15 protein-coding genes are annotated in these 15,202 nt (G+C 57.3%); 14 read left to right on the top strand and 1 reads right to left on the bottom strand.

All coding sequences use genetic code 11. From position 1 onward, the window contains the following. The first annotated feature begins 23 nt into the window (after window positions 1-23). Genes cysT through ACYASS_RS26425 form a run of 3 tightly spaced genes read left to right on the top strand, consistent with a single transcriptional unit; the run spans window position 24 to window position 2,718 of the window. A complete protein-coding gene (gene cysT, locus ACYASS_RS26435) occupies window positions 24-845 on the top strand; it encodes a sulfate ABC transporter permease subunit CysT (protein ID WP_122667372.1) in 822 nt (273 codons plus the stop codon). A 13-nt stretch (window positions 846-858) separates the two neighbouring features. Then, window positions 859-1,728, top strand: coding sequence for a sulfate ABC transporter permease subunit CysW (gene cysW / locus ACYASS_RS26430; protein ID WP_463588272.1), 870 nt, complete (start codon window positions 859-861; stop codon window positions 1,726-1,728). A gap of 3 nt (window positions 1,729-1,731) precedes the next feature. Next, window positions 1,732-2,718, top strand: coding sequence for a sulfate/molybdate ABC transporter ATP-binding protein (locus ACYASS_RS26425; RefSeq protein WP_463588271.1), 987 nt, complete (start codon window positions 1,732-1,734; stop codon window positions 2,716-2,718). 122 nt (window positions 2,719-2,840) lie between these two features. Here ACYASS_RS26425 and ACYASS_RS26420 read toward each other — a convergent pair whose 3' ends face one another. Continuing rightward, a complete protein-coding gene (locus tag ACYASS_RS26420; RefSeq protein WP_463588270.1) occupies window positions 2,841-3,365 on the bottom strand; it encodes an Mpo1 family 2-hydroxy fatty acid dioxygenase in 525 nt (174 codons plus the stop codon). 83 nt (window positions 3,366-3,448) lie between these two features. Between ACYASS_RS26420 and ACYASS_RS26415 the strand changes: the two genes are divergently transcribed. The 11 genes from ACYASS_RS26415 to ACYASS_RS26365 all read left to right on the top strand — a co-directional run bounded on the left by ACYASS_RS26415 (window position 3,449) and on the right by ACYASS_RS26365 (window position 14,715). Continuing rightward, window positions 3,449-4,168 (top strand): Crp/Fnr family transcriptional regulator, encoded by a 720-nt coding sequence (locus ACYASS_RS26415; RefSeq protein ID WP_463588269.1) that lies wholly within the window; start codon window positions 3,449-3,451, stop codon window positions 4,166-4,168. A gap of 15 nt (window positions 4,169-4,183) precedes the next feature. Next, a complete protein-coding gene (locus ACYASS_RS26410; RefSeq protein ID WP_243244484.1) occupies window positions 4,184-4,864 on the top strand; it encodes a response regulator in 681 nt (226 codons plus the stop codon). A 626-nt stretch (window positions 4,865-5,490) separates the two neighbouring features. Next, window positions 5,491-6,771 (top strand): MFS transporter, encoded by a 1,281-nt coding sequence (locus ACYASS_RS26405; protein WP_463588286.1) that lies wholly within the window; start codon window positions 5,491-5,493, stop codon window positions 6,769-6,771. 333 nt (window positions 6,772-7,104) lie between these two features. Continuing rightward, the gene (locus ACYASS_RS26400) at window positions 7,105-7,686 is read left to right on the top strand and encodes an alpha/beta hydrolase (protein WP_243244481.1); all 582 of its coding nucleotides are present in this window, start codon (window positions 7,105-7,107) and stop codon (window positions 7,684-7,686) included. A 94-nt stretch (window positions 7,687-7,780) separates the two neighbouring features. Beyond that, window positions 7,781-8,713, top strand: coding sequence for a sigma 54-interacting transcriptional regulator (locus tag ACYASS_RS26395; protein ID WP_463588268.1), 933 nt, complete (start codon window positions 7,781-7,783; stop codon window positions 8,711-8,713). 251 nt (window positions 8,714-8,964) lie between these two features. Beyond that, window positions 8,965-9,747, top strand: coding sequence for a MetQ/NlpA family ABC transporter substrate-binding protein (locus tag ACYASS_RS26390; protein ID WP_463588267.1), 783 nt, complete (start codon window positions 8,965-8,967; stop codon window positions 9,745-9,747). Between the two features lie 317 nt (window positions 9,748-10,064). Beyond that, entirely contained in the window at window positions 10,065-10,961 is an 897-nt protein-coding gene (locus tag ACYASS_RS26385; protein WP_463588266.1) for a TauD/TfdA dioxygenase family protein, read from the top strand. Between the two features lie 15 nt (window positions 10,962-10,976). After that, window positions 10,977-11,855 carry an ABC transporter ATP-binding protein gene (locus ACYASS_RS26380; RefSeq protein WP_463588265.1) on the top strand — a complete coding sequence of 293 codons (879 nt, stop codon included), beginning with the start codon at window positions 10,977-10,979 and terminating at the stop codon, window positions 11,853-11,855. 148 nt (window positions 11,856-12,003) lie between these two features. Continuing rightward, a complete protein-coding gene (locus ACYASS_RS26375; protein WP_463588264.1) occupies window positions 12,004-12,870 on the top strand; it encodes an ABC transporter permease in 867 nt (288 codons plus the stop codon). A gap of 141 nt (window positions 12,871-13,011) precedes the next feature. Next, window positions 13,012-14,019, top strand: a complete 1,008-nt coding sequence (locus tag ACYASS_RS26370) for an ABC transporter substrate-binding protein (protein ID WP_463588263.1) — start codon at window positions 13,012-13,014, stop codon at window positions 14,017-14,019. 483 nt (window positions 14,020-14,502) lie between these two features. Further along, entirely contained in the window at window positions 14,503-14,715 is a 213-nt protein-coding gene (locus tag ACYASS_RS26365; RefSeq protein WP_187522974.1) for a DUF6124 family protein, read from the top strand. The last annotated feature ends 487 nt before the right edge of the window (window positions 14,716-15,202 follow it).

The following is a 15,202-nucleotide window of genomic DNA, read 5'->3' as shown; positions in this document are numbered from 1 at the left end:
CCGTGTGTTAACCAAGGACTTTTATGTCGCGACGTATCTCCCCCGTCATACCCGGCTTCGGGCTGACGCTGGGTTACACCTTGGTGTACCTCAGTCTGATTGTGTTAATCCCGCTGGCGGCGATGTTTATCCACGCCGCGCAGCTGACCTGGGATCAATTCTGGGCAATCATCACTGCACCTCGCGTGCTGGCAGCTCTCAAGCTGAGCTTCAGTACGGCGTTCTACGCCGCTGTTATCAATGGCGTGATCGGTGTTTTGCTGGCGTGGGTGCTGGTGCGTTACACCTTCCCCGGTCGCAAGATCATCGATGCAATGATCGACCTGCCGTTCGCCCTGCCCACCGCTGTTGCCGGTATCGCCTTGACCGCCCTGTACGCCCCTAACGGCCTGGTCGGGCAATTTGCTACGGACCTGGGCTTCAAGATCGCTTACACGCCGCTGGGTATCACCCTCGCGCTGACCTTCGTCACGTTACCCTTCGTGGTGCGTACCGTGCAGCCCGTGCTGGCCGATATCCCGCGTGAAGTCGAAGAGGCTGCTGCCTGCCTGGGCGCCCGGCCTCTGCAAGTGTTCCGGCACATCCTTGTGCCTGCACTGTTGCCTGCGTGGCTGACCGGTTTTGCATTGGCGTTTGCCCGAGGTGTGGGCGAGTACGGTTCGGTGATTTTCATCGCGGGCAACATGCCGATGAAAACCGAGATCCTGCCCTTGCTGATCATGGTCAAGCTCGACCAGTACGATTACACCGGTGCCACGGCAATCGGCGTGATGATGCTGGTGGTTTCTTTCATTCTGTTGCTGCTGATCAACTTGCTGCAGCGGCGTATCGAAACCCCATCCTGAGGAGGCGCAGGACATGTCCCATTCATCTGTTTCAGCCGCCTCAGCCAACGCCGCCCGTCGTGGCAGCGCGGTCTCGCGCCGGATTCTGATCATCTTGTGCTGGCTGGTGTTCCTGCTGTTCCTGGGCTTGCCGCTGTTTATCGTGGTGTCTCAGGGACTGAAAAACGGCCTCGGCGCGTTTTTCACCGCGATCCTCGAACCCGACGCTTTGTCAGCCCTCAAGCTGACGGTTATCGCCGTGTTGATCTCGGTCCCGCTCAATCTGGTGTTCGGCGTCAGTGCCGCCTGGTGCGTGAGCAAGTACTCGTTCCGTGGCAAAAGCATCCTGGTGACGCTGATCGACCTGCCGTTCTCGGTTTCGCCGGTCATTGCCGGTCTGGTCTACGTGCTGATGTTCGGGGCTCAGGGCTTCTTCGGCCCTTGGCTGCAGGATCACGACATCCAGATCGTGTTCGCCTTGCCGGGGATTATTCTGGCGACCATCTTCGTCACCGTGCCTTTCGTGGCCCGTGAACTGATCCCGCTGATGCAGGAGCAGGGCACCCAGGAAGAAGAAGCGGCCCGTCTGCTGGGCGCCAATGGCTGGCAGATGTTCTGGCATGTGACCGTGCCTAACATCAAATGGGGCCTGATCTATGGCGTGGTGCTCTGTACCGCACGGGCCATGGGTGAGTTCGGGGCGGTGTCGGTGGTTTCCGGGCACATCCGCGGCGTCACCAATACCCTGCCGCTCCACGTCGAAATTCTCTACAACGAGTACAACCACGTTGCAGCCTTTGCCGTGGCGAGCCTGTTGCTGATCCTTGCGCTGTTTATCCTGCTGCTCAAGCAGTGGAGCGAAGCGCGCATTAACCGTCTGCGCCAAAGTGCGGCGGAGGAATAATTCATGTCGATCGAAGTCCGTAATGTCAGCAAGAACTTCAATGCCTTCAAGGCCCTGAGCAGCATCAATCTGGATATCCAGAGTGGCGAGCTGGTGGCGTTGCTAGGCCCGTCCGGCTGCGGCAAGACTACCTTGCTGCGCATTATTGCCGGCCTGGAAACACCCGATGACGGCAGCATCGTTTTCCATGGTGAAGACGTGTCCGGCCATGACGTGCGTGATCGTAATGTCGGTTTCGTGTTCCAGCACTACGCGCTGTTCCGCCACATGACCGTGTTCGACAACGTCGCGTTCGGTCTACGCATGAAACCCAAGAATCAGCGCCCGAACGAAAGCCAGATCGCGGTCAAGGTTCACGAACTGCTGAACATGGTCCAGCTGGACTGGTTGGCTGATCGCTATCCGGAGCAGTTATCCGGTGGTCAGCGTCAGCGTATCGCTCTGGCCCGCGCCTTGGCGGTAGAGCCTAAAGTGCTGCTGCTGGACGAGCCGTTTGGTGCGCTGGATGCCAAGGTGCGTAAAGAGCTGCGTCGCTGGCTGGCCCGTCTGCACGAAGACATTAACCTGACCTCGGTTTTCGTGACCCACGACCAGGAAGAAGCCATGGAAGTGGCCGACCGCATCGTGGTCATGAACAAAGGTGTGATCGAGCAGATCGGCTCGCCGGGCGAAGTGTACGAAAACCCGGCCAGCGATTTTGTTTACCACTTCCTGGGCGATTCCAACCGCCTGCACGTGGGTGAAGAACACGTGCTGTTCCGTCCGCATGAAGTGTCGCTGTCACGCTCCGAGCTGGAAGGCCACCACCCAGCCGAAGTCCGGGACATTCGGCCGCTGGGCGCAACCACCCGTATCACTCTTAGAGTCGAAGGGCAGAGCGAGCTGATCGAAGCCGAAGTGGTGAAAGATCACGACAGCCTGACCGGTCTGGCGCGGGGTGAAACGCTGTTCTTCAAGCCGAAGGTCTGGCAGAAGGTTGCAGATATTTAAGACTGCAGAAGATCTTATGTGGGAGCAGGGCTTGCCCGCGATAAGGCTGGACGCAATTCACTTTAGATCGCGTCCAGCCTTATCGCGGGCAAGCCCTGCTCCCACAAATGTTCAGGGTGTTGTTAAACCGCCTGCTTCAAATCCCGCTTGCGCACCGGCCCGACTCTTTCTTCAATCGCATGCTGCAACGGCTTGCGTATCCCCATCAGAAACGCCAACTCCGCCACCACAAACAACGGGCCTATGATCAGGCCGCTCACGTCATCGATGAATGCTGGTTTGCGGCCTTCGTAATAGTGGCCGACAAACTGGATGATCCAGCCCGCCACAAACAAACCCACTCCGGCGCTGAGCCAGACCATGGTCGCCTGCTGCGCAAGACTTGCTCCGGCCCACAGGCATAGCCCCAGTAATACGCCCATCAACACACCCAATGGCCGGTCAAGGCGCAGGTAGAAGACGATAGATGCCAAGGCGACCAGCGTCGCGGGTGACAGCCACAGGCCGCCGATCATCCAGCCGGGGCGTGAGAGCAATATCGTCACCGCGATGACGATCAACGGAATTCCTACAAAGTGTGTCGCAATATTCCGCGAGTCGCGGTGGTAGGCGGCGTATTGACTGAGATGGTCCGTGAGGTTTTTCATTATTATTCCTCTTTGAGCGATAAACGATTCTGCTACGGTTTCGTCTTTAACGCGATGCGATCAGTAATAACAGGGAGCAATAGATGACAAATGGAGCTGGATGGCGCTCGCGTTTGATGAGCGACTCATGGTTTGGGCATCTGCCTGCCGCTTTGCAGGATAGCTTGTTGGACGCAACCCGCCAGACGCGTAAGACACCGGGCAGATTTCTGTTCGAAAAGGGCGATGAACCCTGCGGTCTTTACGCCTTGGTAGAAGGCTCGGTTCGTGTCGGCGCCCCTGCTGATCAACGCCTGGTGCCACGTCTTGAGCATGTCCGCACACCTTACTGGTTTGGCGAGGTCTCATTGTTCGATGGCATGCCGCGCCGGTTCGATGTCTATTCCATGGAGCAGAGCATCTTTCTCCATGTTCCGCAGTCGGTGCTTAACGACCTGCTAGAGGAAAACCCGGCTCACTGGCGTCCCTTCGCCGACCTCCTCAGCCAGAAAATGGGCATTAACCTGCTGCGTCCTGACCGCATCAAATTGCTGACTCCCAAGGCGCGGGTGGCGTGGCGCTTGTTGATGCTTGCTGAAGGCTATGGTCATCTCAGTCACGCGCGACGCCTGATCAGTTTTGATGAAATAGACGCGCAACGCACGGCAGATCTGTCACCGTCAGAGTTGCTCGACGTGTTGCAGGACCTGCATCAACGCAAGATTTTGCGCATGGGTGACGAGCAGGTAGAGATCTTCGATGTGATCAAACTGCGCAAGGCGGCCAACACCCTGCGTGCCAAGTCGTTATGCTTAGCGCCTTAATGACCGAGGTGAGCCATGCGGCTGCTGTTAGTGGAATACGATGCCAGGACGGCGAACGAGCTGGCTGAAGGCTTCGCCGAGTCGGGCTTTACGCTGGATGTGGCACTCAATGGCCTGGACGGTCGCCACTTCGTAGAAGAGCAAAACTACGACCTGATCATTCTTGATGTGATGCTGCCAGGCCTTAACGGCTGGCAGCTGTTGCAACTGATCCGTCAGCGCGGCGCAACGCCGGTGCTGTTCCTGACCGCTCCGGATGCCATCGAAGACCGACTGCGTGGCCTGGAGCTCGGAGTCGATGATTACCTGCTGAAGCCCTTCAATTACGAAGAGCTGCTGGCCCGCGTGCGCAAACTGCTGCGTCGCGGTCCGACGGGCGATGCCGCCAGTATCAACATTGCCGATCTGGAAATAGACATGGCACTGCAGCGCGTCAGCCGTGGCGGCCAGCGTATTTCCATGGGCGAAAAGGAGTTTGCCTTATTGCAGTTGCTTGCCCGCCGTCAGGGTGAAGTCATCTCCCGAGGGCACATCGCAGCAGAAATCTTCGACAACGACCTGCGGCCGGTCACTGTTGCCATCCAGCGCCTGCGCTCCAAAATCGACGAGCGCTACCTTCCCAAGCTGATTCATGCCGTAGGCGATGACGGTTATCAACTGGCATTGCTGGATGTCGAGGCGTTTGATTTGCGCTGAAGGCTGATTTCGTCTCCCTGACAGAATGCTTCGCACAGCAAGCCGTGGATCTGTGGAGTTCCCCCGTCGTCCAGCGCGTCGCGCTGTCGCGCAGCAAACATATACCTGTGGGAGTGACCGGGGTGGCGATCCACATTGCGCGCGATAGCGGTAGGTCTGTTGAGAAGATAACCTCTGACCTGACGCTATCGCGAGCAAGCTCACTCCTACAGAAGCAGAATCCGCTAGTCATTAGTCATCTGATGACATTTTAGAAAACTCCCTCCCCTGAAAGTCTTTAGTAACCCCATATCCAATGGTCTAACCCCACCTTCATCCCATTGACAGTGTTACAAGGTGTGTCTATAAATCGCTTAGTCATACGACGACTAGGCGAAATTTCGATTTTCGCAACTATAAAAATAATACAAAGAGTAACAGCCCGATGAGCACGTACCCGTGTGGACAACCGCTCCCGCACTTCGCTTCCCCCAGCGTTCCCCGACGACCCCGCGCCTGCTCGCAAGGGGTGTCTCTGCGCACCTCACTCACGGCCGTCTCGCCATAACACCGCTTCTCGCACGCTGACTCGCCGCCACTCCAATAACAAAGGTGAAGAGATGAAAATAAAAGGAATTCGCTGGTGGATGGTCGGGCTGGTCACAGCCGGCCTGATCGTTAACTACCTGGCCCGTAACACGCTGTCCGTGGCTGCGCCGACGCTAATGAGCGAGCTCAGCATCAGTACCGAGCAGTACTCGCACATCGTCGTTGCCTGGCAGGTGTGTTACGCGCTGATGCAGCCGGTTGCCGGGTACATCATCGACGCCATTGGTACCAAAATGGGCTTCGCGATTTTTGCCGTCGCCTGGTCGGCCGCTTGTGCTGCTGCGGCTTTCGCCACGGGCTGGCAGAGCCTGGCGATTTTCCGGGGCATGCTCGGTCTCACCGAAGCGGCGGGCTTACCTGCAGGTGTCAAAGCCACCACCGAGTGGTTTCCGGCCAAAGAGCGCTCGGTGGCCATCGGCTGGTTCAACATCGGTTCTTCCATAGGTGCGCTGCTGGCGCCACCTCTGGTGGTCTGGGCGATTCTGCAAAGCGGCTGGGAACTGGCGTTCCTGATCGTTGGCGGGCTGGGTATTTTCTGGAGCGGCCTGTGGCTAGTCCTTTATAAGCATCCGCGTGATCAGAAGCGTTTGAGTGAAACCGAGCGCGACTACATCCTCAGTGGCCAAGAGTCGCACTTCAAAGACGTACCGACGCAGAAGGGCAGCTGGAAAAAGATCATCACCAGCCGTAACTTTTATGCGATCGCTTCGGCGCGGATTCTGTCCGAGCCGGCCTGGCAGACCTTCAACGCCTGGATCCCTTTGTACTTGATGACTGAGCGGCACATGAACATCAAGGAAATCGCCATGTTCGCCTGGCTGCCTTTCCTCGCCGCCGATATCGGTTGTGTGCTGGGTGGCTACCTGAGCCCGTTTTTCCACAAGCACCTCAAGGTTTCGCTGTTCACCTCGCGCAAGCTGGTGTTGCTGTTCGGCGCGTCCTGCATGATCGGCCCCGCGTGTATTGGCCTGGTTGAAAGCCCTTACACGGCAATTGCCCTGCTCTGCATTGGGGGCTTTGCGCATCAAACGCTGTCCGGCGCGCTTTACTCCATCACTTCGGACTCGTTTGGCAAAAACGAAGTTGCGACGGCGACCGGCATGGGCGGCATGTTCGGCTATCTCGGCGCGGCGGCGTTTACCCTGGTATTTGGCGTGCTCGTGACCAAAATCGGCTACAGCCCTCTGTTCGTGGTGCTGGCGATTTTCGACATCGTAGCGGCCATCGTGGTCTGGAATGTGGCCCGGGAACTGCCCAAGCAGCCACAGCAAGCTGAAACCGTTCATCCGGAAGGTGCGCCGTTGTTGCCGACGGCTTGATCCGTCCTTCTGCAAACCAATATCTGTAGGAGCTGCCGCAGGCTGCGATGGCGATGTATCTGTCCCGCTACCCTCGCAGCCTGCGGCAGCTCATACAGATAAGCCTCCGTCGCCTATCTGTAACAAACTTTGAGTACCTTCAACCGTGCCCACTGATGGAGGGCACGCATACAGCAGTTTTTATCGGGGTTGTTCCTTAGGCAGGGGACGACCCCTTTTTTTATCCTATATATTCTTTTTGGCTATTGCTTGATAGCTTCTTATTCCTTAACGGATATATGTCGCCTCCTTATACTGCGCTCAATGAATGCATCCATGCAGGAGGCCGACCCTATGCATAAAGAATCGATCCGCTATTTGATCGTGCCAGGCTGGCAAGGGTCAGGCGATGAGCATTGGCAAACCCATTGGCAAAACAGCCTGCCCAATAGCGCTCGCGTTGAACAAGCCGATTGGCTCAAGCCGCGTCGCGAAGACTGGGTCGGAGAGCTGCAACGCAGTATCTCGGCGGACAGCACGCCGGTGATTCTGATTGCTCACAGCCTGGGGTGCATCACCGTCGCGCATTGGGCGCGGCTGGCTCCATTGGAGTCGCTACGTCAGGTGCAGGGCGCCCTGTTGGTCGCGCCTGCTGATGTCGAGCGGCCTGCCTGCTCGCCTGCGTTGCGCAACTTCGCGCCGATCCCGAAGGATCTGCTGCCATTCCCGACCCAGATCGTCACCTCGGATAACGATGCTGCGGTCAGCACCCAGCGTGCCCTTGAGATGGCCCGCGACTGGGGCGCCGAAACCGGCATTCTCAGCGAGGCCGGGCACATCAACGTCAAGTCAGGGCATCGCCGCTGGGAACAAGGCTTCGCTTACCTGTATCGCCTGCAGAGCCGAATGGAACATCACGCACGGCGTCGCGCATGAACTTATGCAGCGCGAAACGTATCGCGCTTGCTTCCACGATCCATTTTATTTTTTAACGTTTGAGCCGTCGCAAAGGCTCAGGCGGGAGTTTGCCATGAGCCTGAATGAATCCTTCGGTCAGCCCTTGCTGACCTTCCCCGATGCAGAAAAAAGCCCGCTGAGCATCCGTGCCAAGGCGTTGGTGTTCATCGATCCGCGTTCCCGCCAGCTTCGTGAAGAAATGGAACAGCTGGCGCCCCGTGCGTTGCCAGTGTTGATTCGTGGCGAGTCCGGGACGGGTAAAGAATTGCTTGCGCGACACATCCATCGCGGGAGTGACCGAACGGGGTTGTTCGTCTCGGTCAACTGCGGCGCGATCAGCCCGACCTATGCCGACGCCGAGCTATTTGGCTATGCCGCTGGTGCCCACAGTGGTTCGGCCAGCAGTCGCGCGGGATGGTTTGGTTCAGCCAATGGCGGCACGCTTTATCTGGATGAGATAGGCGACTTGCCGTTACCGATCCAGATCAAGTTACTGGCCGCCCTGGAGAATCACGAAGTCACTCGCGTCGGCGCGCATCAACCGAGCCCGGTAGACGTGCGGCTGGTTGCCGCCACCAGCATCGATCTGGCCCAGGCCGTGGCCGCTGGCAAATTCCACGAGCGGCTTTTTCACTACCTCAGTGAAGGTCATCTGGAACTGCCGCCTTTGCGCGAGCAGCCGGGCAACATCCTGCCGTTGGCCGAATATTTTCTCGGCATCTATAGCCAGCGTTTGAATCTGGCCGTGCCGCTGATCAGCGATGCCGCGCAACACGTTCTGGAAGCCCACAGTTGGTCGGGCAATACCCGCGAGCTGGAAAACGTCATTCACTTTGCGCTGCTGGTCAGCAGCGGTGACGAGATTTTGCCGGAGCATTTGAATTTGCCTGTTGGCATTGACCCGGTTGCACAAATCGCCGCGCAGTTGAAGCGGTTGCTGAGCGAACCCAAGGCCGGGCAACTTGATGAGCTCAAACGAGTACTGGCAAGTCTCGATCTGGCTTGAGGCTCCGCGATGGGCTCATGTCTGGCAGCGATGCGTGACTTCACACACTTACATCGCGAGTAAGCAGGCATTCACAGCAAACATTGGGCTGCCTTTCTAAAAAGGCATAAGTACTTGATAAAAAAGTATTGTATTGGAATAAAAAATATCGGTAATGTCCGCTCCACGCCCCCGACCGCACCAGCAGTCCGGGGGCAACTCATTGAAGAGCTGTCGTACAGACCGACCTCGATTTTCTCTAAGGACATTGCATGAAAAAGACATTGCTGTTGACCGCTCTGGCGGCCGTATTTTCGGTAAGCGTGGCTCAAGCAGCCGAGAAACTGGTAGTCGGTGCTACGCCAGTTCCTCACGCGGAAATCCTCGAGCTGATCAAGCCTGACCTGGCTAAAGAAGGCGTGGACCTGGAAATCAAGGTGTTCACCGACTACGTGCAGCCAAACGTACAACTCAATGAAAAGCGTCTGGACGCCAACTACTTCCAGACCAAGCCTTATCTGGATGGCTTCAACAAAGGTAAAGGCGCGACGCTGGTGACCGGTGTTGGCGTTCACGTTGAACCGTTCGGTGGCTACTCCAGCAAGTTCAAGAAAATCGCTGATCTGCCAGAAGGCGCAACCATCGCCATCCCTAACGAAGGCAGTAACGCAGGTCGCGCCCTGCTGCTGTTGCAGAAGAATGGCCTGATCACGCTGAAAGATCCGACCAACGCGCTGGCGACCCCGAAAGACATCGCCACCAACCCTAAGAAGTTCAAGTTCCGCGAGCTGGAATCGGCCGTACTGCCACGCGCACTGGGCCAGGTTGATCTGGCACTGATCAACACTAACTATGCGCTGGAAGCCAAGCTGAACCCGACTAAAGATGCGCTGATCATCGAAGGTGCTGATTCGCCTTACGTGAACTTCCTGGTGACCCGTTCCGATAACGCTCACACCGACGCGGTCGAGAAACTGTCCAAGGCGCTGACCAGCCAGAAAGTAAAAGACTTCATCAACAAGAAGTATGAAGGCGCGGTACTGCCAGCGTTCTGATTGCTGAGTTGAACAGGTAATACCCAACGCCGACGCTGGCAACAGCGTCGGCGTTTTTGTGCGTGGGTTATCGCGCCGGGCACAAATCTCTGTGGGAGCGAGGCTTGCCCGCGATAAGGGCACCGCAGATATCAGGTCTACCGCGTTCAGCCTTATCGCGGGCAAGCCTCGCTCCCACAGGGATTGGCGCCAAACCCGGCGTCTCAAATACCCCTAGCTCAATCCGGACTATCCATATGCAATAAAGATATTTAAATTTCGATTCTTATACCTATAAAGTCATGGCTCATTACCACCAGTCTTCTGGAGTCCGAGCCATGTCAGCAGCCTCTCTCGCGTCATCACCCGTTCAAGCTGCACCTCAACAATTTGAGGTGCGTCCTTTTGCCGAGAAAGTGGGCGCTGAAATCGTTGGGCTTGACCTGTCCCGGCCGCTGAATGACGCCGACTTCGCTCGCGTACACCGCGCGCATCTGGATTACCACGTGGTGGTGTTCCGCGATCAACAGATCACCCCGCAACAGCAGATCGACTTCAGCCGCCGTTTTGGCGTGCTGCAGATCCACGTGCTCAAACAATTCCTGCTGGCCAACCACCCGGAAATCCTCATCGTTTCCAACATTGTGGAGAACGGTCAGCCGCTGGGTCTGGGCGACGCGGGAAAGTATTGGCACTCCGATCTTTCCTACAAAGAACTGCCGAGCCTGGGCTCGATGCTCTACGCGCAGGAATTGCCAAGCGAAGGCGGAGACACCTTGTTCGCCGACATGCACCAGGCTTGGGACACCCTGCCGGAGCATCTGCGCAAAGCCGTTGAAGGCCGTTCTGCCGTGCACAGCTACACCTCGCGCTACCGTGACGGGCACAACGCGCAAAACTGGCGGCCAACCCTGACCCCGGAGCAACTGGCGCAAGTGGTTGTGGTCAGCCATCCGATCGTGCGCACGCACCCTGAAAACGGTCGCAAAGCACTTTTTGTCAGTGAAGGCTTCACCACGCATATCGTTGGCCTGCCGGAAGACGAGAGTCAGCAGATTCTCAACGAGCTGTACGCACACAGCGTTCGTCCTGAAGCGGTGTATCGCCACAAGTGGGCACCCAATGACATGGTCTTCTGGGACAACCGCTCGCTGATCCACTTGGCGGGCGGTACGCCTGACCATCTGCGTCGCCGCCTGCATCGCACAACCATCCAGGGCGATGCGCCGTTCTAATTCCGGGAGCTTTTAATGACTGTTCTGCAAAGCCACACGGCTAGCGCAAACTCGCTTGCGCAACAGGTCGATCAGCCCGCTGCTGAAGCCCTGCTGCAAGTCCAGAATGTAAGCCTCGAATACCGCACGCCCGAGCGTGTGGTGCGGGCCACCCATAAAGTCAGTTTTGAAGTGGATCCGGCGGATCGCTTCGTATTGCTCGGCCCTTCGGGGTGCGGCAAATCCACCTTGCTCAAGGCTGTGGCGGGTTTCATCAAGCCCAGCGAAGGGCAGATCCGTCTGGCGGGCACTGAAGTCCACGAGCCAGGCCCGGACCGCATCGTGGTGTTTCAGGAGTTCGACCAACTGCCGCCCTGGAAAACCGTGATTGAAAACGTGATTTTTCCGCTGCTGGCCTCGCGCACCTTGAAACGCAAGGAAGCATTGGAGCGTGCGCATTACTACTTGGCGAAAGTCGGTTTGAGCGCCTTTGCCGATGCCTACCCGCACACCTTGTCTGGCGGCATGAAAGCCCGAGTGGCGATCGCCCGCGCCTTGGCAATGCAACCAAAAATCCTGCTCATGGATGAGCCGTTCGCTGCTCTCGACGCTTTGACCCGTCGCAAGATGCAGGAAGAGCTGCTGGAGCTGTGGGAAGAGGTGCGCTTCACCCTGCTGTTCGTCACGCACTCCATTGAAGAAGCGCTGGTGGTCGGTAATCGCATCCTGTTGCTGTCGCCGCATCCGGGCCGCGTTCGCGCTGAAATCAACAGCCATCAATATGACCTGAAGAGCCTCGGCGGCGTTGGTTTCCAACACACCGCCCAGCGCATTCACCGCTTGTTGTTCGATGAAGGCGAAGAGCAGGCGGTCGACCGCGAACTGAACTTCCAGGACATCCGGATCGCTTATTAATTTCTGCTTGCTGGCGCTGTTCCGTGTGGGAGCCGGGCTTGCCCGCGATAAGAACACCTCGGTTGCAGATCAATCACCGAAACCTTATCGCGGGCAAGCCCAGCTCCCACAGGAGAGCAGGGCCAACAGATATCAAGAGAGCCACACCATGAGCCTTTCACCACCAATTCGTGAAGAATACGAAGTCACGCTGGAGCCTTTCACTCAGGAAGACCTTGCCCGTGACATCCCGCTGGTGCAACGCATTTGGCAAGTGAGCTGGGTGCGTAAAACCGTGATCCTGATCGTGCTGGCTATCCTCTGGGAAATCGCCGCGCGGATTCAGAACAACGACCTGTTGCTGCCCAGCTTTCTGCAAACTGCTGCTGCTTTTTACGACGGCATTCTGTCGGGTGAGCTGATCAGCAAAGTCTGGATTTCCCTGACCGTGCTCATTCAGGGCTACCTGATTGGCATTGTGCTGGCCTTTGCCCTGACCACTCTGGCGGTGTCTACCCAGCTGGGTCGTGACCTGCTCGGCACCCTGACCGCGATGTTCAACCCATTGCCTGCTATTGCGCTGCTGCCACTGGCACTGCTGTGGTTTGGCCTGGGTCAGAACAGCCTGATTTTTGTGCTGGTGCACTCGGTGCTGTGGGCGTTGGCGCTCAATACCTATGCGGGTTTCCTCGGCGTCTCCGAAACCCAGCGCATGGCCGGTCGCAACTATGGCCTCAAAGGCTTGCGCTTTGTCTGGCACATCCTGATTCCTGCGGCACTGCCGTCGATTCTGGCGGGCCTGAAAATCGGCTGGGCATTTGCCTGGCGGACCTTGATCGCGGCCGAACTGGTGTTCGGCGCATCGTCCGGCAAAGGCGGTCTGGGCTGGTACATCTTCCAGAACCGCAACGAGCTGTACACCGACAAAGTTTTTGCTGGCCTGGCTGCCGTCATCATGATTGGCCTACTGGTGGAAAACCTGCTGTTCGCCAACGTCGAGCGCCTGACCGTCAAGCGCTGGGGTATGCAGCGATAGATGAGTTGGAACATTGCTTCTGTGGGAGCTGGGCTTGCCCGCGATAAGGTCCACGCGATCTAAAGTGAACCGCGTCCAGCCTTATCGCGAGCAAGCTCTGCTCCCACAGAGATCAACAACATTTTTGATGTGGGGTTTCAAATGGCAATTCCTTTCAAGCGCTCAGCCATCATTGCGCTCGCCGCAACCATCGGCCTGCTCAGCGGCGGCGCACAGGCCGAAGGCAAGATCAGCATCGCTCAGCAATTCGGTATCGGTTACCTGATTCTGGACGTGGTCCGTGATCAAAAACTGATCGAAAAGCACGGTAAAGAGCAGGGCCTCGACATCAAGGTCGACTGGAACAGCATTTCTGGCGCGACCGCCATGAACGAAGCGCTGCTGGCTGGCGCGCTGGACGTGGTGTCCGCAGGCGTACCGCCAATGCTGACCATCTGGGACCGCACCAAGGGCAAACAGAACGTCAAAGCCATCGCGTCGCTGGGCTCGATGCCCAACTACCTGCTGACGAACAACCCGAACGTGAAAACCCTCAAGGACTTCACCGATAAAGACCGCATCGCCGTGCCTGCTGCGGGCGTGGGCTTCCAGTCGCGCACCTTGCAGATCGAGACCGCCAAAGAGTTCGGTAACGAGAACTTCAAGAAATTCGACAACATCTCGGTAAGCCTGCCGCACCCGGACGCCACGTCGGCGCTGATTTCGGGCGGTTCGGAAATCACTTCGCACTTCTCCAGCCCGCCGTTCCAATACCAGGCGCTGGAAAACAAGAACGTGCATAAAGTGCTGAGTTCGTACGACGTGCTGGGCGGTCAGGCGACGTTCAACGTGCTGTACACCACCGAGAAATTCCACGACGAAAACCCGAAAACCTACAAAGCGTTTTATGACGCACTGGCTGAGGCCGAGAAAATCATCAAGGCCGACAAGCCTGCCGCCGCCCAGACCTACATCCGCGTAGAACAATCCAAGCTGGCGCTGCCATTTGTAGAGAAGATCGTTTCCGATCCGGAAATCGACTTCACCATCACTCCGCAGCGCACCTTTATTTATGCTGAAAAACTGCAAGAGCTGGGCGTGCTGAAAAACAAGGCGGCGAGCTGGAAGGATTACTTCTTCGAAGAAGCCCATGGTGGTGCGGGTAGCTGATGGAATAGCACATCTCGCGGTATGCGCTGATCCTGTGGGAGCTGGGCTTGCCCGCGATAAGGCTGAATGCGATCTAAAGTGAATCGCGTCCAGTCTTATCGGGGGCACGCCCAGCTCCCACATGGGAACTCGTTCCGGCTGGGCAATTTTGTAACTTCAACTCACGAAAAACCCGCCTTTGAAGGCCGTTTCCTGCGGCCGTTTCCCTTTCTTCTGTGTGAAGTTTCCTAGAAAATCCTGAGCCCTTGCGCGTGCCAAATTCGGACACTAGGCTGCGTCCGTCACTGACCAATCAGTGATCGGGTTTAGCAGCCTGTCTGGGTTTACACGATATGCAAGTACCGCTACGGCGGCTTTGCGTGGGGCATCTTCGGGTGCGCCGGTAAATCGTGTCTCCACCGGTCTGCTAACCCGCGACAAAGCCGCCACCCTTTTTTCGTTTAGCAGCGATTATCCGGTGGTCTCACTTGTAAGGAGAGCACGATGATCAAAGTAACGCCGGATCCACCACATCCATCCCTCGAAGAATCGCTGCTCCACGTCAGCGACCTACTACGCTGCGCAGCCGCCACCGCGTACGAAACCGGCGACACCCTCAACGGCCCCAAGCGCGACCTGGCCTTCTCGGTTGTCCACCTGATCGCCATGGCCAAAGCCGAACTCGACCGCTCACTGGAACGCGTCGAACCCCGCTGATTTCAGGGTAGCGCAATAAAACTGTCAACATACCCGCCATGCCTATGGTGGCCTCGGTCACTACGCACAAATCGTGCGGGTTTTTAATACTAATGATTGGTCAAACCGCCGATGTGCCCTGCAAACGTTGGACCTGCAGGAGCCGCCCCGGTGTACTTGGCATCACGCTTTCGCGCAGCAAACAAGGGTTCTGTAGGAGTGAGCTTGCTCGCGATAGCTTCAGCACAGGCGATATATTTCTCGGCTGACAGACCGAATCGCGAGCAAGCTCACTCCTACAGAAGCCTCCCTCCAGATCAGATAGTTAATCGTTGTTTGAGAGAGTCAACCCGGCGAGGCGACGTACCAGATCAAGCAGACCCAATGTCTCGCCAACAATTTGGTCCCAGGTAATGTGCGGTTAAACCTCAAGTCCCGCCCTGTTCTGCACAACCAATCACGCACCCCAAGGAACCCTGATCTACGCTTAGAGTCGCATAGTCACGGC

This window comes from Pseudomonas sp. HP_14 (assembly GCF_055283875.1).
The sequence above is the reverse complement of the archived record's forward strand: the minus strand, read 5'-3'. Positions and strand labels throughout refer to the sequence as shown.